The sequence below is a fragment of the Geomonas oryzae genome, assembly GCF_004117875.1.
In the GTDB taxonomy this organism is placed as follows: Bacteria; Desulfobacterota; Desulfuromonadia; order Geobacterales; family Geobacteraceae; genus Geomonas; species Geomonas oryzae.
On the sequence record NZ_RAHW01000006.1, the window covers coordinates 344144 to 369586 of the forward strand.

23 protein-coding genes are annotated in these 25443 nt (G+C 61.1%); 21 read left to right on the forward strand and 2 right to left on the reverse strand.

The features are described from left to right. Positions 1–66: 66 nt before the first annotated feature. The 17 genes from D6Z24_RS16530 to D6Z24_RS16610 all read left to right on the forward strand — a co-directional run bounded on the left by D6Z24_RS16530 (position 67) and on the right by D6Z24_RS16610 (position 18471). Positions 67–678: a type IV pilus inner membrane component PilO gene (locus D6Z24_RS16530; protein ID WP_129127704.1), complete on the forward strand. Its 612-nt coding sequence runs from the start codon at positions 67–69 to the stop codon at positions 676–678. Then, positions 653–1186 (forward strand): pilus assembly protein PilP, encoded by a 534-nt coding sequence (locus tag D6Z24_RS16535; RefSeq protein WP_198419572.1) that lies wholly within the window; start codon positions 653–655, stop codon positions 1184–1186. Before D6Z24_RS16530 ends, D6Z24_RS16535 begins: the two co-directional genes overlap by 26 nt. A 12-nt stretch (positions 1187–1198) precedes the next feature. Next, positions 1199–3958 carry a type IV pilus secretin family protein gene (gene pilQ / locus D6Z24_RS16540; RefSeq protein WP_129127706.1) on the forward strand — a complete coding sequence of 920 codons (2760 nt, stop codon included), beginning with the start codon at positions 1199–1201 and terminating at the stop codon, positions 3956–3958. Between the two features lie 9 nt (positions 3959–3967). Then, positions 3968–4543 carry a hypothetical protein gene (locus D6Z24_RS16545; RefSeq protein ID WP_129127707.1) on the forward strand — a complete coding sequence of 192 codons (576 nt, stop codon included), beginning with the start codon at positions 3968–3970 and terminating at the stop codon, positions 4541–4543. A 41-nt stretch (positions 4544–4584) separates the two neighbouring features. Next, positions 4585–8733, forward strand: coding sequence for a putative Ig domain-containing protein (locus D6Z24_RS16550; protein WP_129127708.1), 4149 nt, complete (start codon positions 4585–4587; stop codon positions 8731–8733). Between the two features lie 40 nt (positions 8734–8773). Next, positions 8774–9079 (forward strand): disulfide isomerase DsbC N-terminal domain-containing protein, encoded by a 306-nt coding sequence (locus D6Z24_RS16555; protein WP_129127709.1) that lies wholly within the window; start codon positions 8774–8776, stop codon positions 9077–9079. Positions 9080–9153: 74 nt separating this feature from the next. Continuing rightward, on the forward strand, positions 9154–10338 hold the full coding sequence (gene aroC / locus D6Z24_RS16560) for a chorismate synthase (protein ID WP_129127710.1): 1185 nt from the start codon (positions 9154–9156) through the stop codon (positions 10336–10338). A gap of 106 nt (positions 10339–10444) precedes the next feature. Beyond that, complete coding sequence (locus D6Z24_RS16565; RefSeq protein WP_129127711.1) at positions 10445–10960, forward strand: shikimate kinase; 516 nt, start codon at positions 10445–10447, stop codon at positions 10958–10960. Further along, entirely contained in the window at positions 10957–12045 is a 1089-nt protein-coding gene (gene aroB, locus D6Z24_RS16570) for a 3-dehydroquinate synthase (RefSeq protein WP_129127712.1), read from the forward strand. Before D6Z24_RS16565 ends, aroB begins: the two co-directional genes overlap by 4 nt. 1 nt (position 12046) lies before the next feature. Then, complete coding sequence (locus D6Z24_RS16575) at positions 12047–13273, forward strand: tetratricopeptide repeat protein (RefSeq protein WP_129127713.1); 1227 nt, start codon at positions 12047–12049, stop codon at positions 13271–13273. Then, positions 13263–13625: a roadblock/LC7 domain-containing protein gene (locus D6Z24_RS16580; RefSeq protein ID WP_129127714.1), complete on the forward strand. Its 363-nt coding sequence runs from the start codon at positions 13263–13265 to the stop codon at positions 13623–13625. Before D6Z24_RS16575 ends, D6Z24_RS16580 begins: the two co-directional genes overlap by 11 nt. Next, positions 13622–14071 carry a type II 3-dehydroquinate dehydratase gene (gene aroQ, locus D6Z24_RS16585; protein WP_129127715.1) on the forward strand — a complete coding sequence of 150 codons (450 nt, stop codon included), beginning with the start codon at positions 13622–13624 and terminating at the stop codon, positions 14069–14071. Before D6Z24_RS16580 ends, aroQ begins: the two co-directional genes overlap by 4 nt. A 21-nt stretch (positions 14072–14092) precedes the next feature. After that, the gene (locus tag D6Z24_RS16590; RefSeq protein WP_129127716.1) at positions 14093–15160 is read left to right on the forward strand and encodes a M24 family metallopeptidase; all 1068 of its coding nucleotides are present in this window, start codon (positions 14093–14095) and stop codon (positions 15158–15160) included. 106 nt (positions 15161–15266) lie between these two features. Then, positions 15267–15743, forward strand: a complete 477-nt coding sequence (gene accB / locus D6Z24_RS16595; RefSeq protein ID WP_129127717.1) for an acetyl-CoA carboxylase biotin carboxyl carrier protein — start codon at positions 15267–15269, stop codon at positions 15741–15743. Between the two features lie 83 nt (positions 15744–15826). Beyond that, complete coding sequence (gene accC / locus D6Z24_RS16600) at positions 15827–17167, forward strand: acetyl-CoA carboxylase biotin carboxylase subunit (RefSeq protein ID WP_129127718.1); 1341 nt, start codon at positions 15827–15829, stop codon at positions 17165–17167. 3 nt (positions 17168–17170) lie between these two features. Then, positions 17171–17560: a glycine cleavage system protein GcvH gene (gene gcvH / locus D6Z24_RS16605; protein WP_129127719.1), complete on the forward strand. Its 390-nt coding sequence runs from the start codon at positions 17171–17173 to the stop codon at positions 17558–17560. An 89-nt stretch (positions 17561–17649) separates the two neighbouring features. Continuing rightward, complete coding sequence (locus D6Z24_RS16610) at positions 17650–18471, forward strand: menaquinone biosynthetic enzyme MqnA/MqnD family protein (protein ID WP_129127720.1); 822 nt, start codon at positions 17650–17652, stop codon at positions 18469–18471. Between the two features lie 516 nt (positions 18472–18987). Here D6Z24_RS16610 and D6Z24_RS16615 read toward each other — a convergent pair. Continuing rightward, entirely contained in the window at positions 18988–19446 is a 459-nt protein-coding gene (locus D6Z24_RS16615) for an NUDIX domain-containing protein (protein ID WP_129127721.1), read from the reverse strand. An 86-nt stretch (positions 19447–19532) separates the two neighbouring features. After that, on the reverse strand, positions 19533–19826 hold the full coding sequence (locus D6Z24_RS16620; RefSeq protein WP_129127722.1) for a PxxKW family cysteine-rich protein: 294 nt from the start codon (positions 19824–19826) through the stop codon (positions 19533–19535). Positions 19827–20063: 237 nt separating this feature from the next. Here D6Z24_RS16620 and D6Z24_RS16625 point away from each other — a divergent pair, with 237 nt between their 5' ends. From D6Z24_RS16625 to modF, 4 genes are all read left to right on the forward strand, one after another. Beyond that, on the forward strand, positions 20064–21485 hold the full coding sequence (locus D6Z24_RS16625) for a phosphoglucomutase/phosphomannomutase family protein (RefSeq protein ID WP_129127723.1): 1422 nt from the start codon (positions 20064–20066) through the stop codon (positions 21483–21485). Positions 21486–21859: 374 nt separating this feature from the next. Continuing rightward, positions 21860–22720 carry a Fe-S cluster assembly protein NifU gene (gene nifU, locus D6Z24_RS16630; protein ID WP_129127724.1) on the forward strand — a complete coding sequence of 287 codons (861 nt, stop codon included), beginning with the start codon at positions 21860–21862 and terminating at the stop codon, positions 22718–22720. Further along, on the forward strand, positions 22717–23889 hold the full coding sequence (nifS, locus tag D6Z24_RS16635) for a cysteine desulfurase NifS (protein WP_129127725.1): 1173 nt from the start codon (positions 22717–22719) through the stop codon (positions 23887–23889). Before nifU ends, nifS begins: the two co-directional genes overlap by 4 nt. 94 nt (positions 23890–23983) lie before the next feature. Further along, positions 23984–25441, forward strand: a complete 1458-nt coding sequence (gene modF / locus D6Z24_RS16640; protein WP_129127726.1) for a molybdate ABC transporter ATP-binding protein ModF — start codon at positions 23984–23986, stop codon at positions 25439–25441. Positions 25442–25443 lie beyond the last annotated feature (2 nt).

Sequence of the window (25443 nt, forward strand, 5' to 3'; positions counted from 1 at the left end):
GCCGGTTTTCCGGCATAGGGAAGGCGCGCGGACGGCGCATACAAACTCGCTAGCAGAGGCATTGCCATGGATCCACAGATAGAGAAGTTGCTGAAGCTCCCGACCAAGGAGAAGGTCGCACTTTTGATTCTGCTCATGCTCCTCGAGGGGGCGGCCATGTACTACGGGCTGCACCGACCCCGCTTGCAGGAGCTGGACGGGCTGAAGAAGAAGCACGAGGATCTGCAGAAGCAGGTGACGGAGAACCGGCGCATCGCCAACAACCTCCCCCGCTTCAAAGCGGAGTACGAGCAACTAAAGCGCGACTTGGACAACGCCCTGACCGAGCTGCCGAACCAGAAGGAGATACCGTCGCTTTTGACCAACATCTCCAACGTCGGCAAGAGCTCCGGGCTCGAATTCCTCCTCTTCAGGCCCAAGCCCGAGGTCCCCAAGGATTTCTACGCCGAGGTGCCGGTCGACATCGCCGTCTCCGGAACCTTTTTCAACGTGGCGGACTTCTTCGTCGCGGTCAGCAAGCTGCCGCGTATCGTGAACATCACCAACGTGAGCTTTTCCGACATAAAGCCGGTAGGCGGCCGGACCAGCCTCAAGGTTAACTGCCTGGCCACCACCTTCCGTTTCCTCGACCCCAAAGAGGCACAGAATGCCAATGCGAAAGCCAATAAACCTAAATAGCGTCGTGCTGCTGCTTGCGCTGGCACTCGTGCCCGGCTGCAAGAAGGAAGAAGCACCGGCGCCCGCTCCCGCACCGAACCAGCCGCACCCGGCCCCCGCTCCCACCCCGGCGCCGCCGGTGCAGCAGCAGATGTCGTCTGTGGCGAAGGCCTCCGGGGTGCCGAGCTTCAAGAAGGACCCATTCAAGCCGGTAATCGTGCCGGCCACCCCTGCGCCGACCTCCACGGCGGCGGGCCCAAGCGTATCCCCTGCCGCCGACCTCCTCCCCATCCAGAGCTTCGAGGTGAGCAAGTTCAAGGTATCCGGCATCATCGCCGGGATGAGGGAGAACCGGGCGCTCTTGATCGATCCCAACGGCAAGGGGTACGTCGTGCAGGTGGGGATGCAGGTAGGAAACGCAAACGGCCGCGTCACCCGGATCACCCCTTCGGCGGTTGAGATCGTCGAGAAGGGCGCGGGGCGCGGCAAGGGTAGAACCATCGTGCTTACGCTGGCCAAGAAAAGGTAAGGAGCGTTTCAGATGACCATGTACCAGAGCAGAATTCTTTTCCATGCCATGGCCTTAATCGTCCTGCTGACGGTTTCCGCCGGCTGCGTCAAGAGGATGACCGCCGCGAACGAGCCTGCTCAGGCAGGGGCCACCGCTTTTGCCACGCTACGCTCCGTGACGGTCTCCCCTGACGGTTCCAGCGTCGAGCTGATCAGCGACAAGCCTCTCACCTACACCTCCTACAAAAGCGGCGAACCGTCAAAGATCATCGTGGACATCTCCCAGACCGAGCCAGGGGGCGTTTCCTCCCCGATCGAGGTGAACCGCGGCAGCGTCAAGCGCATCGACGTGGAGCGCCAGCCGGTGGGGGGGAGCGTGCTGACCCGCGTGTCGGTGGTGCTCACCCACGATGTCGACTTCTTCGTCGCCACCGACCCCGCCGACAAGAGCAAGCTCATGATCACTTTGCCGCGCGAGGCCGAGGCGAAGCCCGAGCAGCCCGAGGTCAAGGAGGCTCCCATCGCGGAGCCGCGCATCGAAGAGAAAACGCTCGTAGCGGATGCCGCGGCAGCGGCCCCGCCGGTACAAAAAAGCGACGCGCCGGCTCCCGCCGCACCGGTCGCCGAAAAACCGGTCGCGAAGACCACCGCCGCCGATGCCGGCAACGGGCAGAAACTGAACGCCATCATGACGGTAGCCGACGGCGTCGAGCTCTCCGTCCAGGGCGGGGTGCAGACCTTCAACTCCTTCAAGCTCGCCAAGCCGGACCGCATCGTTCTCGACCTGTTCAAGGTTAAAAACGCCCTCGTGCAGAACGTGGTGCCCATAGGCGCCTTCGGTGTCGCCAACGCCCGCGTAGGCTCCACCCCGGACAAGGTGCGCGTCGTCCTCGACGCTGCAGGGGAGGGGCTCCCCGCTTTCGAGGTGGTCAAGACCGATCTCGGCGTGAAGATCAAGCTGAAAGCAAAGGGACCTGCACAGGCCGAGGCAGCCGCACCGGCAGCCGCACCGGCAGCTCCTGCCGAGCCCGCTGCTCCCGCACCCGCACCCGCACCCAAACAGGCGGCTCCCGCTCCCGCTACCAGGATGAAGACGGATGTCCCCCCCGCAAGGAACGTGAAAGGGTCGCTCGAGGCCGTCGAGTTCAGGGTTGTGGACGGGGTATCCCGCATCACCATGAAGCTGTACGGTACCTGCGAGCCGGGTGAGCCGGTTCGCTCCGCACAGGGGCTCACCCTCACCATCAACGACTGCCAGGTACCGAAAAAACTGCAGCGCGCCATGGATACCTCCAAGTTCGGCACCCCGGTCCTCTCGGTTACCCCGTACCAGGTCAAAGGGAAGAAAGGGTACCTCACCAGGATTTCGGTGAAGCTGCACGGCAAACCTGAATTCAGTACGAGCCGCAGGGGGGATGTCTACACCTGGGATATCGTGAACCCCGGCCCGGCAGTCCCGGCGAAGCTTCCCGCGGCACCCGCTCTGGCACACGGCGGTAACGACGCCGCCGCCGAACTTGCCGCTCCCCCCGCACCCGCGCGCGTCGAGGAGCCGATGACCGACATCTCCGCCTCCGCCGAAAAACATCTCCAGAAGAAGGTTTACAAGGGGAGAAGGGTGACCCTCGAGTTCTCCGACGCCGACATCAGGAAGATCTTCCAGCTCATCGCCGAGGTGAGTAACCTGAACTTCCTCATCGGCGACGATGTCACCGGGACCATCAGCATCAAACTGGTCAACGTCCCCTGGGACCAGGCTCTCGACGTCATCCTCGACACCAAGGGGCTTGCCATGGTGCAGCAGGGTAACATCGTGCAGATCAAGCCGCGCAACAAGATGCAGAACCAGGCCGACGAGGAAGCCGCAGCGAAGAAAGCCGCCGAGCGCATGATGGAGCTTAAGACCGCGGTGTTCGAGGTGAACTACGCCTCGGTCTCCGACGTCGCCTCACAGTTCGGCATGCTTAAAAGCGAGCGCGGCATCATCACCAAGGACGAGCGTACGAGCCGCGTCATCGTGAGAGACGTCCAGCCCGCCCTGGACGAGATGCGCGCCCTCCTGAAAAACCTCGACGCGCCCGAGAAGCAGGTGATGATCGAGGCTCGCATCGTCGAAGCCACCTCCACCTTCACCCGCGACCTCGGCGTGCAGTGGGGGCTCACCTACCGTGACGCCTCGGCGTCGGTGGCCAACATCAATTCCGTCGAGACCACCTTCGGCGGCGTCGTATCCACCGCCGGCCCCGGGACGAGCGGTGCAGGCGGTCTCGGCCTCGGCATGTCGTTTGGCAAGCTGACCAGCAACGTGCAGCTCGACATGAGGCTCGCGGCAGCCGCCACCGTGGGGCAGGTGAAGATCATCTCCACTCCGAAAGTGGTGACGCTGAACAACAAGGCCGCGAAGATCTCGCAGGGGCAGTCGATCCCGTACCAGACCACCTCGGCTGAAGGGACCAAGACCGAGTTCGTCGAGGCGGCCCTCACCCTGGAGGTTACGCCGCACATCACCGCCGACGGTTCGGTAAGCATGAAGATCAAGGCGAGCAACAACTCCCCCGGCACCGGCTCGCCGCCGCCGATCAACAAGAAGGAAGCCACCACCGAGCTCGTCGTCTCCAACGGCGATACCACCGTCATCGGCGGCATCTACGTCGACAGCGACACCGAGTCCGACACGGGCGTGCCGTTTCTAGCCGACATTCCGCTTCTTGGTTGGCTTTTCAAGTCGAACGCGAAGCAGAAGACCAAGACCGAACTGCTCATCTTCATTACGCCGAAGATTGTTCTTTAAGGAGATCCTATGTTTAAACGGTTTGCTTTGTTGTTTTGCAGCGCGTGCATCGTCGCCGTCCTCAGCTCATGCGGGGCAGGCGACCTGGGTGGCGGGGTAGGGGAATTCACCACGGTGAACGCGACTGCAACGGCACTCACCAGCAGGCTCGAGTCCGACATCGTCAAAGGGAACACCTGTTCCGATTCGGTGTCCACCGGTGGAACCGTGGTAACCGACAGCGTCAACGTGACCTTCGCCTCAAAGGCGCTTTACACTACCGGCGCCCTCGACCTGGTCATCAGCAGGATCACCATCCATTACACCCCTGTCAATCCGGCGACCACTCCGCCGCTTGCCGACAGCTTCGCGAGCATATCCCAGACCGTTGCGCCGGGTGATGCCCCGACCATCCCGGTTGCCGTCCTCACCGATGCCCAGAAGATCGCCCTCATGGAGCGGACCACGCTCCCCATGACCCTTTGCAGTTCCACTGTCTTCGAATACTACGTCGACATCGTGTTCGACGTTTCCGAGGTCGGGGGCAAAGGCGACACCCACCCCGTCACCGCCAAAATGAATCTGGCCGTTGCAGACAGAATCTAAAACGACAAGGCTCCATGGATTGTTGGTAATAGGAGTGTGAAATGAATTTATCGAAAAAAATCTGCTGGGCGCTTTTAATGCTTTTTTGTGCCGTCATGCTCAGTTGTTCCGGTGACGGCGGGACGGGCACGACCACTGCTGCCGGCGGGAAAAAACCGGCGAAGGTGCTCACCAGCGACTTCCAGGTGACCTCAGACCCTACGGACCAGTCCCAGCCTGCCATCGCCTACGACACGGTGAACCACAACCGGTACCTGACCGTCTTCGTCGACAGCAGGAACGGTCAGCAAATCTACGGCGCCATCAGCGTCGGTTCCGACTCCCTGGGGCAGGGGGTGCCCGGCAACGTCACGTCCCTCGCCGCCAATCCGACCAATTTCGCGATCACCAACGTTACCGGCAACAAGGCCCAGCCCAAAGTCGCCTTCTACCATGATCCCAACGACTCCACCAAAAGCATGTACCTGGTAGTCTGGACCGACTCCAGGGCGGGCTACGGCCAGATCTACGGCCAGTTCGTCAGCATGACCGGTGCGCTTTTGGGGGGCAACTTCCAGATCTCCCCGCACGTCGCCAACGTAGACATAAACCAGAACGACCCCGATCTGATCTACAACGAGGTGACCGGCAAGTTCGTCGTCGCCTGGGTCGACACGTCCACCTACGACACGACCGCAAACCCGGCCAACGACGTGACTTACACCGCGGTCGGCGCCGGGAACTCCATCACGATCCGGCACATCCCGCTGCCGTTTGCGGACAACAACATCGTGCGCACCATCGAGGTGGACCCGAACTACACCACCCACGCGACCGGAAATCTGCAACACGTCTCTGCGAAGGTACGCGTAGGCGGCATCGTCGACAGCGGATCTGCGATCATCGATACCTGGAAGGTGCAGTTGAACGAGTCCCACCCGAGGATCGCCTACAGCCCGATCACCGGTGAGATTTTCACCAGCTGGAGCGGCTCCACCAGCACGGTGACCCTCACCATCACTTACTCGTTGAATACGACGGCCGGACCGCCCCCCGTCACCACGGCGATCTACAAAAGTGCCGTCTTCACCTCCCTTAACGACGATGACGCCGCGACGAAGGTGAAACTGCGCAGAAACCAGGGGCTCGGCTTCATCAACGACTTCAGCTTCGGCACCGTCGGCTACCCCGCGACGAACCCCTCGGTCACCGTCGACCCCAACACGAACCGTCTCCTGCTCGCCTGGGAAGACAACAACGGCGGCACGGAAACCGGCAAGAACATCGTAGGGCAGCTCGTCGATCTCTCCGGCTTCACCGCCTACGGCGACCAAATCCAGATCTCCAACGCCGTAGGCGACCAGACCGCTCCGGTTGCCGCCTTCGACAACGTCAACCAGCGCTTCTTCGTTGCGTGGGAGGATGCCCGGAACCAGAGCGCTAACCTGAGCAACATCGACCTTTACAGCCAGTTCGTCGACCCGCAGGGGAACCTCTCCGGCGGCAACTCCATCGTCACCGTGGCCACCGGCAACCAGCTCTCACCGGCGGTCGCCTTCGGCGACGTGAACTTCCGGAAATTCATGGTGGTGTGGAAGGACGGCCGCGCGCTTTCCAACTCGGACATCTTCGCCCAACTCCTTGAGTTCTCCTCGGCGCCGCAGCTCACCATCACCGACACGAAGGACGTGCCGATTCTGAGCGGCGCCATCGACTTCGGCAACGTCGATATCTCGTCCAGTACGCCGTACAAGGACGTCACCTTCCGTATCAGAAACGACGGTAACTCCGTTCTCACGATCAACTCGATCGTAGATCCCGCGGAGCCGTTCAAATTCACCACCCCGAAACCGACCACCATCAGCCCGGGTACCAACGCGGAAATGACGGTCCGTTTCGCCCCGACCGCGGCCGGTTCGTACTCGAACCCCGCCGAGGGGTACCGCATGATCTTCGATTCCAACGGCGGCCAGGCCGTGATCAACCTCTCCGGCGCCGGCATCGGCAACCTGCCCCTGTCCATCGCGACGTCGACGCTGCCTGACGGCACCGCCGGAGCGGTCTATCCCGGGGTCACGCTGTCCGCTACCGGCGGCGTCAGGCCGTACGGTTCCTGGACCATCACTTCCGGCACGCTTCCTCCGGGGCTCACCCTTTCCCCCACCACCGGCGTGATCAGCGGAACGATCAGCCCGTCCGCCGCGTCCGCCTACACCTTCACGGTGGGGGTAACCGATTCCAACGGTGCATCGACGACCAAGTCTCTCACCTTGAACATCACCGCGATGTCGATCACGACGTCATCGCTGCCGACCTGGACCCAGCTTAAGACCGGCTACAGCGCAACGCTTGCGGCTTCCATCCCCGGCGTCACGATAAAGCCGGCAAACATGACCTGGACCGCGCAGGGATTGCCGCAAGGGCTCCAGCTCACCTCCGGCGGTACCATCACCGACGTAAGCTCCGCCACCGGTCCGCTCATCCCGGGCTCCTACAACGTGACCGTCCAGGCGAGCTACCTCGACGATACCGTGACGCCCAACAGGACCTATTCGGCCTCGAAAAGCATCACCCTCACCATCAACCCGGCACTTTTCATCACCACCACGAGCCTTCCCTCGGTGGTCGTCGGTGCCCCCTACAACCAGTCTCTCGTAATGCAGGGGGGGACGCCGTCGTATCTCTGGCAGATCTCGGGCGGAAGCCTCCCCGCCGGACTCACCCTGAGCCCGAGCACAGGGACCATCAGCGGTGCGCCGTCGCAGACCGGCACTTTTTCCTTTACCGTCAAGGTGCTTGATTCCACCGGCGCATACACGACCCGCGACCTTGCCATCAAGGTCAACCCGACGCTCTCCATCACCACCACCTCGCTCCCGTCCGTGGAAACCGGCTCCACCTATGCGCAGGAACTGGTGGCCGCCGGCGGTACCGAGCCGTATGTCTGGTCCATCTCCGGTAGCGGTACCCTCCCTCCGGGGCTCACGCTCGACAACGCGTCCGGTGTTATCAGCGGCAAGGCTTCCGGTTCCGGTAACTACAGCTTCAACATCAAGGTCACCGACGCCGACGGCAACTTCTACACCAAGCTCTTCACCATCTCGGTGAGGGCCGCCGGCATCGTTTCCGGCAACCTTGTCTTCACCGATCTGGCGGGCGCCGACCTCGGCGGAACCCACAACTTCGGCGGCGTTCTCGTCAACAAGACGGCCGTTGCGACCGTGTGGGTCAAGAACACCACCACCTCCCGGATCACAGTGAGCAGCGTCGCCGCGACCAGCAACTCCGGTTTCGTGGCAAGCGGCGGCGGTAACGTCGACCCCTCCAAATCGATACCGATCAGCCTTTACTTCACCCCGAAGGCCGTTTCCAGCTACAGCGGGACCCTTACCGTTACCGACTCCACCGGCTCGACTTACACGCTTGCCCTCGCCGGCAGCGGTGCGAGCGCCGTTGCAGCCATCGAGGGGACCACCGGCGTCACCGACAGTACGGCACTTTTCTTCTCGAACCCGGCTCTATCCGACATCACTGCGGGCAAACCTGCCGAACTGGCCACTTTCACCCCCCTTGGCGCCATCAGCCTCCGTCTTGAAAACGTGGTTTCGCCTGGCATCGTGAACGTAGCGGTCACTTTCCAGACCACGCTTAGCGACAGCAGCGTGTACTACAAAGTGGTCAACAACCCGCTGACCAACCAGATCACCTGGACCAAAATCGACCCGATCAGCCGCTCCGGCAACACCGCGGTCTTTGCCGTTGAAGACAACAACCCGCTGCACGACTCCGATCTCAACCCCGGGTACATCCAGGATCCTATCGTCGTTGGCGTCGTGGGAAGCGCTCCCACAGGTGGCGGCACCGATACCGGCAACACCCCGCCGTCTTCTTCTTCCGGCAAGAGCGGTTGCTTTATCGCCACCGCCGCTTACGGCAGCTACCTGGATCCGCAGGTCGTGGTACTCAGGCACTTCCGCGACAACGTGCTCCTGAAATCGGCACCGGGTCGTGCTTTCGTCTCCTTCTACTACAAGCACAGCCCCCCGATCGCCGACTTCATCTACGAGCACGGGTTCCTGCGCCTGCTTACCCGCTGGGCGCTCACTCCGCTTATCTTTGCGGTGAAGTACCCGGTCACCATGCTGCTTTTCCCGCTGCTCTTCGCCTACAACCGGTTCCGCAAACAAAAGATTGCGGTTCCGGCCCGGTAGGGGCGGCAGGCAGATGAAACAAACGTCAGGAGCCCTTTTCATGTTCAAACGCTTCATCGTTCTCTGTCTCGCGGTGCTCGTGCTTTCCGCCTGCTCCAAGCCCCCCGCCAAGGACCAGGTGCAGGCGGCGGTCAAGAAGTTCATCCCGATGGACTTCGAGGTGCTGCAGGTCTCGGAGGTCAAGGGGATCGACGGGCTTTACGAAGCCGCCATCAGCGTGGGCGGCCATCCGGTCATTTTTTACGTCGACAAGAAGTGTGACTACATCTTCACCGGCAGCATGATGTCGACCGAGACCAAGGCAAACCTGACCGCCGAGGCACAGACGAAACTCCAGAAGAAGTAGCCAGACAAAGACATCACCAGCGCATCGAAAGCCAGGGAAGCTCCTGGCTTTCGTTTATCAAAGAAGGAGCAGGCATGTTCAGATACCTTACCGCGGGCGAGTCGCACGGCCCGCAGTTGACCGCCATCGTCGAAGGGGTCCCTTCAGGGCTAAAGCTCATCGAGAACGACATCAACGTGGACCTTGCCCGCAGGCAGGGGGGCTACGGGCGCGGCGGCCGCATGAAGATCGAGACGGACCGCGTCCGCATCCTCTCCGGTGTGCGCTGGGGCGAGACCCTCGGCTCCCCCATCACCCTGGTGGTGGAAAATTCGGACTGGGTGAACTGGGAGCAGCGCATGTCCCCTTACGCCGAGTTCCGTGACGACAGCATCCGGGTCACCCGGGCGCGTCCCGGTCACGCCGACCTGCCGGGGGCGATGAAATACGCCCATAACGACGTGCGCAACATCCTCGAGCGTTCCAGTGCCCGCGAGACCGCGATCCGCGTCGCCGTGGGAGCTGTGGCGAAGGCTTATCTCACCCGCTTCGGCATCTCGGTCACCGGCTGCGTGACCGAACTTGGGGGCGTCAGGGCAGAGCGCCCGGCCGACGCCGGTGTTAAGGAACTGCAGGAGCGCATCACCAAGTCGCCGGTCTACACCTATGACGAGAAAGCCGAGGTGGAGATGATGGAGGCGATCGATCGCGCGAAGGACGCGGGTGACACCCTGGGGGGCGTGGTCGAGGTGCGCGTGAACGGTCTCCCCGTTGGGCTTGGAAGCCACGTGCAGTGGGACAGAAGGCTCGATGCCCGTCTCGCTGCCGCGGTGATGAGCATCCAGGCTTTCAAGGGGGTTGAGGTCGGTGCCGGATTCGAGACGGCCCGTCAGCCCGGCTCCAAGGTGCACGACGAGATCTTCTTCGACGAGCAACGCGTCGCGCGCGGCGAGAAGACCGGGTTCTACCGCAACACAAACCGTGCGGGAGGGCTCGAAGGGGGGATCACCAACGGCGAGGAGATCGTCATCTACGGCGCGATGAAGCCGATCCCGACCCTGTACACGCCGCTTAAGTCCGTCGACATGCTCTCCAAGGAGCCGTTCGAGGCAACCGTAGAGCGCTCCGACTGCTGCGCGGTTCCGGCCGCGTCGGTGGTCGCCGAGGCCGTAGTGGCGATCGAGATTGCCGGCGCCTTCAAGGAGAAGTTCGGCGGCGACTCGGTCTCGGAGACCGCGCGTAACTATTCGTCCTATATCGAGTACCTGCGGGAATTTTAGGTTCACATCCCCTCGCCCTCCGGGAGAGGGGCAGGGTGAGGGCGTTGCCTTGGGAGGACCGTCGGTTTCCCGGCGCCTTAGCGGCTTTGCGTTAAAAGGTTTGCTTATGAATATCCGGAACATCTTTCTCACCGGTTTCATGGGGTGCGGTAAGACCACGGTCGGTCACGTGCTGGCGCAGAGGCTTTGCTGGAAGTTCGTGGACCTCGACCACGCCATCGTTGAAGAAGCCGGGATGAGCGTCAAAGAGATCTTCGCGGCACACGGCGAGCCGTACTTTCGCGAGCTTGAGTCGCGAGTGCTGGTCAGAATAGCCGCAGGCAGCGGCCAGGTCATCTCCACCGGAGGGGGTGCCGTCATCGACCGGGGCAACCGAGCCGTCATGCGCCAGTACGGCCGCATCGTCAACCTGAGCGCCGATGTCCCGACCATCGTTACCCGGGTAAGCGGCAACAGTGAACGTCCCCTCCTTGCCGACGGCGCCTCCGCTGAGAGGATCCGCACCATGTTAAAGGCCCGCGAAGAGTTTTACGCCGATGCCGATCTGCGTATCGACACCACCGGCAAGGACGTCGCCGCGGTCATAGATGAACTAATCGATTCTTTGAAGAGGTATCCGTGAACGTTCAGCACATCGAAGTGGCACTGGGAGAGCGCAGTTACGACATCGAACTGGGGGCAGGCATCCTGGGCGGGGTCGGCGCCCTCTGCCGTGCTCTCGGCCTCTCCGGTACCGCGGCCGTCGTCTCCAACACCACCGTGGCTCCGCTTTACTGCGAAACGGTGCGCGCTTCCCTTGAGGAGGCGGGGTACCGCGCGGTAGAGGTAATCCTTCCGGACGGCGAAGCGTACAAAAACAGCGCGACCCTAAACCTCATCTACGACGGCCTGGTCGACGCGTCCTTGGACCGGGGCTCCTTCATACTCGCCCTGGGCGGCGGCGTGGTCGGTGACATGGCGGGCTTTGCCGCGGCAAGTTTTCTGCGCGGCATCCCCTTCGTGCAACTCCCCACCACGCTCCTTTCGCAGGTCGACTCGAGCGTCGGCGGCAAGACAGGCATCAATCATCCCCGCGGCAAGAACCTGATCGGCGCCTTCTACCAACCGAAGGCGGTTTTGATCGACGTGAATACCCTGGACACGCTGCCGGAGCGGGAGTACCGAAGCGGCCTGGGCGAGATCGTGAAATACGGTGCGGTGCTCGACGGCGACTTCTTCACTTTTCTGGAGCAGAACGTCGAGAAGCTTCTCGCCCGCGACAAGGAAGCGCTCATTCACGCTGTTGCCCGCAGCTGCGCCATCAAGGCGAAGGTGGTCGCTCTCGACGAGAGGGAAGGGGGGGTGCGTGCCGTGCTGAACTACGGTCACACGCTCGGCCACGCCGTGGAGACCCTCACCGAGTACACCGGCTACCTGCACGGCGAGGCGGTTGCCATCGGCATGGTACAGGCGGCCAAAATATCCCATCACTTAGGTTACTGCAGCGATTCCGATCGCAAACGCATCGACGCCCTTGTCGGGGCCCTCGGGCTGCCCGCCGAGCTTCCCGCCTTCCCGGCCGAGCGCTACGCGGAGGCGCTTTCCCACGACAAGAAGGTGCGCGACAAGGGGCTGCTCTTCATCTGCAACCGGGGTATCGGCTCCTACAAGATGGAACGGGTCACCGACCTCAAAGCACTTCTGGAGATCTGCGGCATAGGAGAGTGACATGGTAGAGGACGCCTTATCGTTTTGGACGGAGATACAGCGCTACGAAGATCTGCTGGCTAAGGACGCCAAGTCGCTTTGTTTCGCACCGCTCTCCGAACTGTACCGAAAGCTCGGGCTGTTGGACGACGCCATCTCTGTTGCCCGCAAAGGGTGCGCGGCCCATCCCGAATATCCCCTGGGGTTTCTCGCCCTGGGCAACGCCTGTTATGCGAAGGGGGAGTCTGCCGATGCCTGCCAGGCACTGGAGAAGGCGGTAGAGCTCAAGCCGGACCACATCCAGGCCATGAAGCTTTTGAGCCAGATATACGTCGAACTGGGCCGGATCGACGCTGCGCGCAACATCCTGGGCCGCGTCCTGCAGCGGGACCCCGAGGACCTCGAAAGCACCATGCTGCTGAACTCCATCGCGTCAGCCGCTCCTGCCGATTCCTCGGAAGATGAGATCATCGAGGATGTTGAGATCATCGAGGAACTTGAAGAGGTGATCGAAGAGGCGCCCCAGCCGGCTCCCGCGATGAGCGAGCTCCAGCCATCATCGGCATCAGTCGCCAAACCTGCGGCACAAGTCCCGGTGCCCGAGCCCGAAGAGAACGATCTTTGGGCCATCGAGGACCTCGAAGGGGAACCGGAGTTGGCGGAAAGCGCCCCGGCTTCGGCGTCCCGTCCGGGAGCACCGGACCCGCTGACGACCGCGACCCTTGCCGAGCTCTACGTATCGCAGGGCTTTCTCGAGAAGGCGCAGAACATCTATCGCGAGCTCCTCACCGCCCATCCGGGCAACCAGCAGTACCGTTTAAGGCTCGAGGAACTGGCCGAACTGCAGGAACTGCAGCTTAGCCCTGCAGATCTCGCGCCCGCTCAGGCGCCCGCTGCAACACCGCCTCCAGCCGCACCTGCAGCACCTGTAGCACCTGTAGCACCGCAAGAAATGTCCGAACCGGTAAACGTTGCTCCGGAGCTTTTCGTCGAGCCGGCCGGTCTCGCCGAGGCGGCGGCGCCACTTGCGGCGCCCTTTGCACCTGCGCTACCAGTCGCCTCCGAACAGATCCCCGCTGCCGCAGCAGGTTTATCCGCTGCCTTTGCCGGGATGGAATCACCGGCGGAACAGGAGGCCGCTCCGCTTGAAAATCCTCGCCACGAAGACGCGGGGGGGACGGAAGAGGGCGTGGAAAGCGCCCTGGAGCGCTGGCTGGAAAACATAAGGAGAAGAAAAGATGGGGTTTAAGGCAATTCTGCGGGAGATCGTCGAGGAGAGCGGAGGGGGGCTGGGCGGCGTCATCATGGGGTATGACGGCATCGCCATAGAGGAGTTTCTGCGTGAAGAAAGCGGCGTGGACGTACAGACCATGACCGTGGAATACGCCTCCGTGCTCAAGGAGATCAAAAGGACGGTCGGCGTGCTGAAAACCGGCGACCTGGAAGAGGTTTCCATCATCAGCGAGAGGTGCTGCGTCATCGTGCGCGGCATAAGCGATGAGTTCTTCGTGGCGCTGGTGCTTCCCGCCGACGGCAACTTCGGAAAGGCCCGCTACCTCTTGAAACGCGCCGCACCCGGGCTCAGGGAGGAACTCAAATGAGCGATGCCAAGCCGAAGGTGCTCGTTTTACACGGGCCGAACCTGAACCTCCTTGGGGTCCGGGAGCCCGGCGTCTACGGGACCATGACCCTTGACGGGATCAACAAGGAGCTTGCCGCGCTGGCCGAAGAGCTGTCGCTCGAGCTCAAGATCCTGCAAAGCAACAGCGAAGGCGACCTGGTGGACGCCATCCAGGGGGCCATGGCGGACTGCCGCGGCATCCTGATCAACCCCGCCGCTTATACCCACACGAGCGTCGCCATCCGCGACGCGATCGCTGCCACGGCGCTTCCGGCCGTGGAGGTGCACCTCTCCAACGTCCACGCCCGGGAAGCCTTCCGAAGCCACAGTTACATCGCCCCTGTTGCGGTCGGCCAGATCTGCGGTTTCGGCGCCGACAGCTACCTTTTGGGGCTCAGAGCCCTCGCCAAACGGCTGGGAAAATAAGATTGTCTTACGGACGGAATTATGATAGGTAACAGAATCCCCGCGGCCCGAGAGTGCCTGAAACGGTTCAACGCCGATCTGTTGCTGGTGACAAACCTCAGCAACATCAGGTATCTAACCGGTTTTACCGGCAGCGAGGCGCTGCTCATTCTCTCTCCAGAAGACGGGTGGTTTCTCACCGATTCCCGTTACACCTCACAGGCGGGCGCCGAGGTCACGGGCGCAAAGGTCATCGAGTTCTCGAGCCGGATGGACGGGCTGGTCGAGCGGCTGCAAGAGCTTCGCCCCGCCAGGGTCGCCTTCGAGGCCGGCTCCACCACCGTTGCCTTCTACCAGGAACTCTGCGGCAAGACGCCGGGGATCGAATACCTTCCCGCCGACGCGGAACTCGCCGGGCTGCGCACCGTCAAGGATGCCGGCGAACTGGCGATCCTGGAGCAGGTAGCCGCCATCGCCTCCGAGGCGCTCCTCGAGACGGTGGCGCGCCTGAAGCCGGGCATGACCGAAGCCGAGGTCGCCTGGATGCTTGAAGTGGCGATGCGCGAAAAGGGGGCGGAAGGGAAATCCTTCGATTTCATCGTGGCCTCCGGCGAGCGCGGCGCACTGCCGCACGGTCGGGCCTCGGAGAAGAAACTTGCCGCGGGAGAACTGGTCACCATAGATTACGGTGCCATCTACCGGGGCTACTGCTCGGACGAGACGGTGACCGTCTGTCTGGGAGAACCCGACGCGAAAAAGCGAGAGGTGTACGAGACCGTTCTGGCTGCCCAGCGGGCGGCCATGGAGGCGGTGCATCCCGGCATGAGTTTCAAGGACCTGGACGTCAAGGCGCGCGATCTCATCGCGGGCAAGGGATACGGGGCCTATTTCGGTCACGGCCTCGGGCACGGTGTCGGCATCGACATCCACGAACACCCGGCCGCGTCGCCGCGCAGCAAGCACGTCATCCAGGAGGGGATGGTCTTCACCATCGAGCCGGGGATCTACATCCCTGAGTGGGGTGGGGTCCGTATCGAGGACACCGTGGTCGTCGAGAAAAACGGCTGCCGCCCGATCACCAGGGTCCCGAAGGAACTGATGATAGTTTAAAGTCCCCCTGCATAAAAGGGGTAGGCTCAAAGCGCAAGATTGTTTTTAGGGGGGCTGTTCCGGCTGCAACGGGGCGGCCCACAACCATGCAATAAAGGAGAAAGATGTGGATATAAAAGACCTGAAGATGCTGATCAAGATGGTAACGGAGACCGATATCACCGAGTTCGAGCTGGAGAACACCGACGAGAAGGTGGTCATCAAGAGGGGCTGCGCCGCACCGCAGTTCCAGATGCAGGCGCCCGTTGCCTACCAGTACGCACCGGCCGCTCCCGTCGCTCCGGCCGCCGCCCCCGCAGCTCCGGCTGCCGCTCCCGCAGCTCCGGCCGCTGAGAAGGAGCAGGGCGACGTGATCACCTCTCCCATCGTCGGCACCTTCTACCGCGCTCCCGCCCCGGACGCCGCTCCCTACGTTGAAGTCGGCCAGATCGTCGAGAAGGGGCAGGTGCTCTGCATCGTCGAGGCGATGAAGCTCATGAACGAGATCGAGGCGGAGTTCAAGTGCAAGATCGTGAAGATCTGCAAGGAGAACGCCCAGCCGGTCGAGTACGGCGACGCCCTGTTCGTGGTGGAGAAGCTGTAATCAAACAGATTGAGATGAAGGTCGAGCCTTGGATCGGAGTGCCGATCTGAGCCCTGACCTTCATCTGTTTCCCGGAGACATCGATGTTCCATAAAATTCTTATCGCCAACCGGGGGGAGATCGCCCTCCGGATCATCAGGACCTGCAAGGAGATGGGGATCAAGACGGTCGCCGTCTACTCCTCGGCCGACTCCGAGTCGCTGCACGTGAAGCTCGCCGACGAGAGCGTCTGCATCGGACCGGCCCCGAGCCTTTCCAGTTACCTGAACATCAACGCCATCATCTCCGCGGCGGAGCTGACCGACGCCGAGGCGATCCATCCCGGCTACGGTTTCCTATCCGAGAACCCGCGCTTCGCCGAGATCTGCGAGAAATGCGGCATCACCTTCATCGGCCCCACCGCCGAGAGCATGCGCATCATGGGTGACAAGATCTCCGCGCGTCAGGCGGTCATCAAGGTCGGTGTGCCCATCCTCCCCGGCACCAAGGAGGGGGTGAACGACGTCAACGAGGCGATCAAGGTCGCCAAGGAGATCGGTTTCCCCGTCATCATCAAGGCGACGGCGGGCGGCGGCGGGCGCGGCATGAAGATCGTGCACTCCCCGGCGGCTCTTCCGAACGCCTTCATGACCGCAAGGTCCGAGGCGCAGACCGGCTTCGGCAACCCCGAGGTCTACATCGAGCGCTACTGCGAGAACCCGCGCCACGTCGAGATCCAGGTCCTTGCCGACAAGCACGGCAACGTCATCCACCTGGGCGAGCGCGACTGCTCCATCCAGCGCCGTCACCAGAAGGTTATCGAGGAGGCACCCTCCACCGTCACCACCCCCGAACTCAGGAAAAAGATGGGCGAGGCTGCGGTTGCCGCCGCGAAGGCGGTCAACTACAACAGCGTCGGCACCATGGAGTTCCTGGTCGACAAGAACAACAACTTCTACTTCATGGAGATGAACACCCGCGTTCAGGTGGAGCACCCGGTCACCGAAATGATCACCGGCGTCGACATCGTGAAGGAGCAGATCCGCTCCGCTTACGGCGAGAAACTCCGCTACACGCAGGATGACATCAAGATCAAGGGGCACGCCATCGAGTGCCGCATCAACGCCGAAGACTCGGTGAAGTTCACCCCGTGCCCCGGCAAGATCACCGACCACCATACCCCGGGCGGTCTCGGTGTCCGCGTCGACTCCTTCGTCTACACCAACTACACCGTCGTCCCGCACTACGACTCGCTCATCGCGAAGCTCATCGTGCATGCCGACACGAGGGACGAGGCGATCAAGCGTATGGCCCGCGCCCTCGACGAGTACATCGTCGACGGGATCAAGACCACCATCCCGTTCCACAAGCGGATCATGGCAAACAAGGACTTCATCGAAGGGAACATAGATACCGGTTTCATCGAAAGGCTGGTGCTGGAGTAAACTATGGACTTTCCCGAAGAACTCAAATACAGCAAGGAGCATCTCTGGGTGCGCGTCGAAGGTGACCGGGCCGTCATCGGCATCACCGATTACGCGCAGGTGGAGCTTGGCAACGTGACTTCGGTAGAGCTTCCCGAGCCGGGCGACGAACTGGAGCAGGACGACTCCTTCGGCTCCATCGAGGCGAGAAAGACGGTCGCCGACCTCTACGCGCCGCTTTCCGGGACCGTGATCGAGTCCAATTCCGAGCTCGCCACCGCACCGGAGTTCGTGAACGACGACCCTTATGACGGCGGCTGGCTTGTCGTCATCGAGATGGCCGACCCTGAGGAGCTGAACCTCCTCATGTCCGCCGAGCTGTACGAGGACACCGTCTCAGTCTCGGAAGAATAACAAGAAGTTGCACCCGATATACCAGAAAAGGCGAGAGATCCTCTCGCCTTTTCCTTTTGTTTCATAAGCCTCATCCCGGAGCTTTAATCGTGACCATCAATATCGGACACATCAAGTACGCGAACTGCACTCCCATCTTCACCGCCCTCGAATCCCACTTCGACTGCACCGGCTATCGTTTCGTCGACGGCGTCCCGTCGCAATTGAACGCGATGCTCAGGGCAGGCGGCATAGACTTAAGCCCTTCCTCGTCCATCGAATACGCCACGGCGCACGAGCAGTACTGTCTGCTGCCGGAGCTTTCCATCAGCGCCATCGGACCGGTGAAGAGCGTCTTCATGTTCTCGCGAGTGCCGATCGAGGAATTGGACGGCGCCGCCATCGGCCTCACCGCAGAATCGGATACCTCGGTGAACCTTCTGAAGGTGCTGCTCGCCCGCAAGTACGGGTTCAGTAACACCTTCGAACGGACCACACTGCCGCTTGCCGAGGCCCTGGAGCACTTCCCCGGCCTGCTCCTCATCGGTGACCTGGCGCTCAAAGGGGCCGCCTCCGGTTCCGACTTCTTCTGTTACGACTTGGGGCAGCTCTGGCACGAGTTCACCGGACTTCCCTTCGTGTTCGCCCTCTGGATCGTGCGGCGCGACGCTGCGCGCGAAAAGCACGCGGAGCTTAAGGCGCTCGCCAGGGACCTGGTGGCCGCGAAAAAGCTCGCATATGACAGCTACGCCGAGATAGCCGCAGGAAGTGAGGAGCGCGCCTGGCTGAGCGAGGAGGCGCTGGTGGATTACTGGCAGACCATCTCGTACGAGCTCACCGAGACTCATCTGGAAGGGGCACGCCTTTTCTTCCGGCACGCCTTCGAGATGGGGCTCATCCCGAGTCTGCCGGAGTTGCGTTTTCTGGAGTAGGGGAGAAGAAGTGCGGCTGGGCGAGTTGAAACGATGGTCCCGGCGTTTGAAATTTATTTTTTGAAGTTCAAACGCTCGTCCCTCGATTTGAATTTCAGTTTTCGAAATTTAACTCGCGTCTCGAGGAATTAAACAGATCTTTCCGGCGTTTGAAAATTATTTTTGAAGTTCAAACGCTCGTTCCTCGATTTGAATTTCGGTTTTTGAAATTTAACTCGCGTCTCGATGAATTGAACAGATCCTTCCGGCGTTTGAAATTTATTTTTTGAAGTTCAAACGCTCGTCCCTCGATTTGAATTTCAGTTTTCGAAATTTAACTCGCGTCTCGATGAATTGAACAGCTCCTTCCGCCGTTTAAATTTATTTTTTGGAATTCAAACGCGCGTCACTCGATTTGAACTTCGGCTTTCGAAATTTAATTCGCGTCTCGATGAATTGAACGGGACCTTTCGCTGTTTGAAATATTTTTTTTAATTTCAAACGCGCCTCGGGCTCGTTCATTTCGAACCGGCGCTTCTATATCTCTCCTGCCGCTTTTTTTCTGCGATAGTCGGAAAGGATCCGTGCATGGTCGAAGCAGAGTGGTGCAGGGAGGGCGTCAATGGGGAATACACCGAATGCTGCCGCATCGTCGCCCGCGTTGGGGGTGCCGGTAGCCGTGGCTACGTACACGGTCGAGATGTTGTGGCTGCGCTTATCGCGGGCCGGGTCCGAGTAACATCCCAGCAGCCGCAACTTCTCTTCGTCCAGCTCGAGGCCGATCTCTTCCTGCATCTCCCGTACGGCCGCATGCTCCAGCGTTTCGCCGTAATCGACAAACCCGCCCGGGATGGCCCAACCGAAAGGCTCGTTTTTGCGCTCGATGAGCACGACCCCTTCGGGGAGTTCGACGATCACGTCCACGGTCGGCAGAGGGTTCTTGTACTGTTTAACCTTGGCCCCGCAGGCGGGGCAGGCGAGGAAGTCAAAAGGCATCACGAGCCTCCGGTTCAATAGTGGATACAAAAAAAGGGAGGACGTTTCGGTCCTCCCTTTTATGGTACAGCAGATTGTTCTTGGTACTACTTCTTCTTCTTGGCGCCTGCAGCTTTCTTGGAAGCTTTGAGCGGGTTGATCTTGGCGTCGTCGGTCTTGATCTCAACCTTGACGTGGGTAGCGAAGTTGCAGATACCGCCGACCCACTTCTTCTCGGGGGCCGGGTATGCGCTGCAAACCTTCCCGATGGAGCCATCGACGACCCTGTCGCACCCTTCGCAGTTCTCTACGATGAGCTGGCAGGAACCTTCGGTAAATACACAACCCTGTTTACCCCAGAAAGTGCACTCGGCACCAGGAAGTACGGTTTGACATTGCATGTTTTAAGCCTCCTCAATTGCTTCGTAATCGTTGATAAAAGACACTCTACCAATTTCGAAAGAAAAATGTCAACCCACTTTTTTCCCGAAAACTTGACTCTCCTCCCGCATTGAATTAATCTCTAGTAATTATTCTGTCAGGCCGCTTGGCACTCATGTTTTCGATGTCTTATCCATCGGAGATCCCGAGTTTTGCCACAGCAGACGGCCTTACTATCAATTGTCCCTGGAGGGTTTATGCAGCGAATCACTTTCGGCACTTCCGGCTGGCGCGGCATCATGTGTGAGGACTTCATCTTTGAGAATGTTAAGGTAGTGACCCAGGCGATTGCCGACCACGTTAAGAGTACCGGCGAAGCGAACAAAGGCATCATCGTCGGGTACGATTCCAGGTTCATGGGGGAAGCGTTCGCGAAGGAGTCGGCGCGCGTCCTGACCGGCGCCGGTATCCCCACCTTTTTGTGTGTACGCGATACTCCCACCCCGGTTATATCCTTCGAGATCCTGAGAAGGGGCGCCGCGGGCGCCATCAACTTCACCGCAAGCCACAATCCCCCCGAGTACAACGGCATCAAGTTCTCTCCCTCTTGGGGCGGCCCTGCGCTCCCCGAGACCACCAACGACATAGAGCGTCGCGCAAACGAGATGTCCGGCGAAATCTGCTACAACGAGTGCCCTCTCGACGAGGCCGCCCAGAAGGGACTCCTTGAAGAGATCGACCCGATGCAGGATTATCTCGCGGACCTTGCCAAAAAAGTCGATTTCGCCGCCATCGCCAAACTGGGCACCGTTGCCGTCAATCCTCTCTACGGAACGGCGCGCGGCTACCTCGCCGAACCGCTCAAGGCCCACGGCGTGAAGGTCGTGCAGATGAACGCCAACCGCGATCCGTACTTCGGCGGCTTCCCCCCCGAGCCCAGCGAGAAGTATATCCACGATTTCATAAAACTTGTACAGCAGGACCCGGAAATTTCTCTCGGCATCGCCACGGACGGCGACGCGGACCGCTTCGGCATCGTCGACGGCGACGGCAGCTTCATTGAGCCTAACTACATCATCGCGCTGCTTCTTGACTACCTGGTCCGTGTGAAGGGGATGACCGGCGGGGTGGGGCGCTCGGTGGCCACCTCTCACCTGGTGGACGCGGTGGCGAAGATGCACGGCATCAAGGTGTACGAAACACCCGTGGGCTTCAAGTACGTCGGGGAACTCATCAGCCAGGGGAAAATCATTATCGGCGGCGAGGAGAGCGCGGGTTTATCCATCAAGGGGCACGTCCCCGAGAAGGACGGCATCCTCGCCTGCCTGCTGGTGGCGGAGATGGTGGCGCACGAGGGGATGCCGGTCAAGGCTCTTTTGGAGCGACTCTACAGCAAGGTCGGGCGCTACCTAACCAAGAGGGTGAACATCACGCTCTCCCCTGAGCTTGAGGAGTCCTTCCCGCAGACCATCGCCGCGACCCCGGCGAGCTTTGCCGGAGAGGCTGTGCGGGAAAAGATCACCGTGGACGGGAACAAGTTCCTTCTCGAGGACGGCAGCTGGCTTTTGTTCCGCAAGTCCGGCACCGAGCCGGTGGTGCGTCTTTACTGTGAGGCGTCGAGCGAGGATCGTCTCCAGGCGCTGGTGGAAGCGGGCCGGGCGTTCATCCTCGGCAAATAGGAAGGGGAAGCTAGTCAGACAAGGGACGCAGACGCCAAAGGGAAATCGTTCTTCCCCCGGCGCTCTGCGTCTCCTTTTTCCGTCGCCGCTTTTTTGCGCGGCAGCCGACCGCATCGCAGGCAGCGCTTCGAATGCAACGACGATACCCGTTCACGGTCGTGGTAGAACTTCCTTCGCACATTCCCGCACTTACCGCTTCGTGATTGTCCTTCTTTCCGCCGCCGTCGCATGCGGAGCGGGAATTGCACTTCCTGCCGTAAACTCTGGATAAAAAAAGTACCTGACCACTTTACTGTTGTTTTGGGGTCGTTTAGGGGTTGTTCTTTCGACAAGCTTTGCGCTATGATTACGGGACTAATTAGAAGGGAGGGTCTATGTGGGACTACACCGATAAAGTAAAAGAACATTTCCTCAACCCTAGGAACGTGGGCGAGATAACGGATGCTGATGCGGTCGGCGAGGTGGGAAGCCTGGCCTGCGGCGATGCCCTTAAACTCTTTATAAAGCTGGACGAAAATAAGGAACGCATCGTCGACGCGAAATTCCAGACCTTCGGCTGCGGCAGCGCCATCGCCTCCTCCTCCGCCCTCACCGAGATGGTGAAGGGGAAGACCCTTGACGAGGCGCTGGAGATCACCAATCAGCAGATCGCCGATTTCCTGGGCGGGCTTCCGGAAGAGAAGATGCACTGCTCCGTCATGGGGCAGGAAGCGCTCGAAGCCGCCATCGCCAAGTACCGCGGCGTCGAGGCGCCTGCTCACGGCCACGGTCATGACCACGTCGAGAGCGAGGGGGAGCTCGTCTGCAAGTGCTTCGGGCTGACCGACGTCTTCCTTAAGAAGGTCATCGCCTCGAACAAGCTGCACACCGCCGAGCAGGTCACCCACTTCACCAAGGCGGGGGGCGCCTGCGGCGGCTGCATCCCGAAGATCAAGGAACTGATCGCCGAGGTGATGGGCGAAGAGAAGAAGGCGGCGGCAGAGAAGCCCTCAAAGCTCACCAACCTGCGGAAGATGCAGCTCATCCAGGAGACCCTGGAGAACGAGGTGCGTCCGCAGCTTTGGGCTGACGGCGGCGACCTCGAACTGATCGACATCGACGGCTCCACCGTCCAGGTCGCTTTCAGGAAGGCCTGCGCCGGCTGCGCATCCTCCGGCTACACCGCCAAATTCGTCGAGCAGAAGCTGCGCGAACTTGTTTCCCCCGACATCACCGTGCAGGAGGTCCAGGGATGAGAGAGATCTATCTTGATAACAACGCCACCACCAAGGTGGACGAGCGCGTTTTCGAGGAGATGCGTCCCTATTTCTGCGAACTGTACGGCAACCCGAGTTCCATGCACTTCTTCGGCGGGCAGGTACAGAAGAAGGTGGACGAGGCGCGCGCCCGCGTCGCCTCTCTTCTCGGTGCCCTGCCGGACGAGATCGTTTTCACCGCATGCGGCACCGAGAGCGACAACGCAGCTATCCGCTCGGCGCTCGAGGTGTTCCCGGAGAAGCGTCACATCATCACGAGCCGCGTCGAGCACCCGGCCGTGCTGACCCAGTGCCGCAACCTCACAAAGCGCGGCTACCGCGTCACTGAGCTGAACGTGGACGGCAACGGCCAGCTCGATCTGAACGAACTCGAGAGGGCGCTGGACGACGATACCGCCATCGTCTCCCTCATGTACGCGAACAACGAAACCGGCGTGATCTTCCCCATCGAGGAAGCCGCCAGGATCGTGAAGAAGAAGGGAGCCATCTTCCACACCGACGCGGTGCAGGCGGTAGGAAAGATCCCGCTGAACATGGCGGAGTCCGCCATCGACATGCTCTCCCTTTCCGGGCACAAGCTGCACGCCCCGAAAGGCGTCGGCGTCCTCTTCGTGCGTCGCGGCACGCCGTTCCGTCCGCTTTTGGTCGGCGGGCACCAGGAGCGCGGGCGCAGGGCGGGCACCGAGAACACCGCATCCATCATCGCCATGGGTAAGGCGTGCCAGCTTGCCGAGCAGTACATGGCCGAGGAAGCGGGGCGCGTGCGCGAGATGCGCGATCGTCTCGAGCGCGAACTGACCGCGCTGATTCCCAACACACGCATCAACGGCGGCGGCACCGACCGTCTCCCCAACACCCTCTCCATCGCCATGGAGTTCGTGGAAGGGGAGGGGATCCTGCTCCTTCTTTCCGAGAAGGGGATCTGTGCTTCCTCCGGCAGCGCCTGCACCTCCGGCTCGCTCGAGCCCTCACACGTGCTGCGCGCCATGGGCGTTCCTTTCACCTGCGCCCACGGTTCCATCCGCTTCTCGCTTTCCAGGTTCACCACCGACGACGACATCGACGCGGTGATCAAGGAACTGCCGCCCATTATCATCCGGCTGCGCGAGATGTCGCCGTTCGGGCGCGAGTACCTGGTTCAGAAGTAAATCCGCGGTCCGAAAGACAACTGACGGAGCAAAAGAAAAGGGGTGAGCATGTCAATGCTCACCCCTTGTTTCATCGTGCGAGAGGAAAAAATCATTGGTTGAGATCTGTCTGGAAAAGGTAAAAGCCAGGATCACGGAAGGGAAGTTCCTGGAAGACATTACGTTCGAGATCGCACGCAATCAGCACTGGGCTGTTGTCGGTGCGAACGGCTCCGGCAAGTCGGCGCTGGGAAAACTGCTTTGCAACGGTCTTCCCGTGCTGTCCGGCACGAGCCGCGTTCCGGAGAACTCCGCCTACGTCTCCTTTGAGAAGATCAACGAGATCCTGGAGGTCGAACGCTACAACGATGACTCCGACTTCCTGGGTTACGTGACGGAAGGGACGCGGGTGGACAAGTTCATCCTCTCCGGCAGCGATGCGGACGAGGCGCGGCTCGCGGAACTGGCACAGGAATTCGGCTTCACCAAGATCCTGGAGCGCGGCATCAAGTTCCTCTCGACCGGTGAGATGCGCAAGACCCTTATCTGCAAGGCGCTGTTGCAGGACCCCGAGCTGCTGGTGCTCGACGAGCCTTTCGACGGCCTTGACCGGGACTCGAGCACGGTACTCAAACAGCTGATCAGCCGCTGCATCGAGCGCGGGACCCAGGTGGTGCTCCTTTTGAACCGCTTTAGCGAGATCATGCCGGAAACAACGCACATAGCGTATATAAAGGAATGCCGCATCCTCATGTCCGGCGTGAAAGAGGAGCTGCTGGAGTCCGAAGCGCTGCGCCGCTTCCATGCCTTTCACTACACCCTCCCGGCCGTCCTGCCGGAGGTCGACACGGCGCGCAGCGCGCCGCCCCTTGTGCCCGGCGAGCCGCTCATCGACATGAAAAACGTCTCGGTCCGTTACGGGGAGAAGCAGATTCTGAACGGGGTCACCTGGACCGTGCGGGAAGGGGAGCACTGGAAGATCAGCGGGCCGAACGGCTCGGGGAAATCGACGCTCTTGAGCCTCATAAGCGGCGACAACCCGCAGGCCTACGCCAACGACATCAGCCTCTTCGGCCGTAAGAAGGGGAGCGGTGAAAGCGTCTGGGACATCAAGAAGCGGATCGGCCTCGTCTCCACCTCGTTGCAGCAGGAGTACCGTGTGGCCGGTACGGTGAAGGTGGCAGTCATCTCGGGGATGTACGATTCCATCGGTATGTACTCGCAGTACACGCTGCGCCAGCAGGAGATCGCGCTAGAGTGGCTCGACATCCTGCACATGGGGCACCGGAAAGACCACGCCTTCCGCGACCTCTCCTACGGCGAACAGCGCCTAGTCCTTCTCGCCCGCGCCATGGTGAAACAGCCGGATCTTTTGATCCTGGACGAGCCGTGCCAGGGACTGGACGACGTGAACCGGGAGATGGTGCTGAAGCTGATCGACCACCTGGGGCGCACCGGTAACACCCAGATCCTCTACGTGAACCATAACTCCGATGACAGCATCCCCTGCATATCCAACAGCATGGAGCTGGTGCCGGCCGCCGCTGGCGGCTACACCGCGGTGATCGGATAGCG

What these genes read in the sequence shown, in the direction of transcription:
- D6Z24_RS16530 (WP_129127704.1), top strand. Translation starts at nt 67, where the DNA reads ATGGATCCACAGATAGAGAAGTTGCTGAAGCTCCCGACCAAGGAGAAG.
- D6Z24_RS16535 (WP_198419572.1), top strand. Translation starts at nt 653, where the DNA reads ATGCGAAAGCCAATAAACCTAAATAGCGTCGTGCTGCTGCTTGCGCTG.
- pilQ (WP_129127706.1), top strand. Translation starts at nt 1,199, where the DNA reads ATGACCATGTACCAGAGCAGAATTCTTTTCCATGCCATGGCCTTAATC.
- D6Z24_RS16545 (WP_129127707.1), top strand. Translation starts at nt 3,968, where the DNA reads ATGTTTAAACGGTTTGCTTTGTTGTTTTGCAGCGCGTGCATCGTCGCC.
- D6Z24_RS16550 (WP_129127708.1), top strand. Translation starts at nt 4,585, where the DNA reads ATGAATTTATCGAAAAAAATCTGCTGGGCGCTTTTAATGCTTTTTTGT.
- D6Z24_RS16555 (WP_129127709.1), top strand. Translation starts at nt 8,774, where the DNA reads ATGTTCAAACGCTTCATCGTTCTCTGTCTCGCGGTGCTCGTGCTTTCC.
- aroC (WP_129127710.1), top strand. Translation starts at nt 9,154, where the DNA reads ATGTTCAGATACCTTACCGCGGGCGAGTCGCACGGCCCGCAGTTGACC.
- D6Z24_RS16565 (WP_129127711.1), top strand. Translation starts at nt 10,445, where the DNA reads ATGAATATCCGGAACATCTTTCTCACCGGTTTCATGGGGTGCGGTAAG.
- D6Z24_RS16575 (WP_129127713.1), top strand. Translation starts at nt 12,047, where the DNA reads ATGGTAGAGGACGCCTTATCGTTTTGGACGGAGATACAGCGCTACGAA.
- D6Z24_RS16580 (WP_129127714.1), top strand. Translation starts at nt 13,263, where the DNA reads ATGGGGTTTAAGGCAATTCTGCGGGAGATCGTCGAGGAGAGCGGAGGG.
- aroQ (WP_129127715.1), top strand. Translation starts at nt 13,622, where the DNA reads ATGAGCGATGCCAAGCCGAAGGTGCTCGTTTTACACGGGCCGAACCTG.
- D6Z24_RS16590 (WP_129127716.1), top strand. Translation starts at nt 14,093, where the DNA reads ATGATAGGTAACAGAATCCCCGCGGCCCGAGAGTGCCTGAAACGGTTC.
- accC (WP_129127718.1), top strand. Translation starts at nt 15,827, where the DNA reads ATGTTCCATAAAATTCTTATCGCCAACCGGGGGGAGATCGCCCTCCGG.
- gcvH (WP_129127719.1), top strand. Translation starts at nt 17,171, where the DNA reads ATGGACTTTCCCGAAGAACTCAAATACAGCAAGGAGCATCTCTGGGTG.
- D6Z24_RS16615 (WP_129127721.1), bottom strand. Translation starts at nt 19,446, where the DNA reads ATGCCTTTTGACTTCCTCGCCTGCCCCGCCTGCGGGGCCAAGGTTAAA.
- D6Z24_RS16620 (WP_129127722.1), bottom strand. Translation starts at nt 19,826, where the DNA reads ATGCAATGTCAAACCGTACTTCCTGGTGCCGAGTGCACTTTCTGGGGT.
- D6Z24_RS16625 (WP_129127723.1), top strand. Translation starts at nt 20,064, where the DNA reads ATGCAGCGAATCACTTTCGGCACTTCCGGCTGGCGCGGCATCATGTGT.
- nifU (WP_129127724.1), top strand. Translation starts at nt 21,860, where the DNA reads ATGTGGGACTACACCGATAAAGTAAAAGAACATTTCCTCAACCCTAGG.
- nifS (WP_129127725.1), top strand. Translation starts at nt 22,717, where the DNA reads ATGAGAGAGATCTATCTTGATAACAACGCCACCACCAAGGTGGACGAG.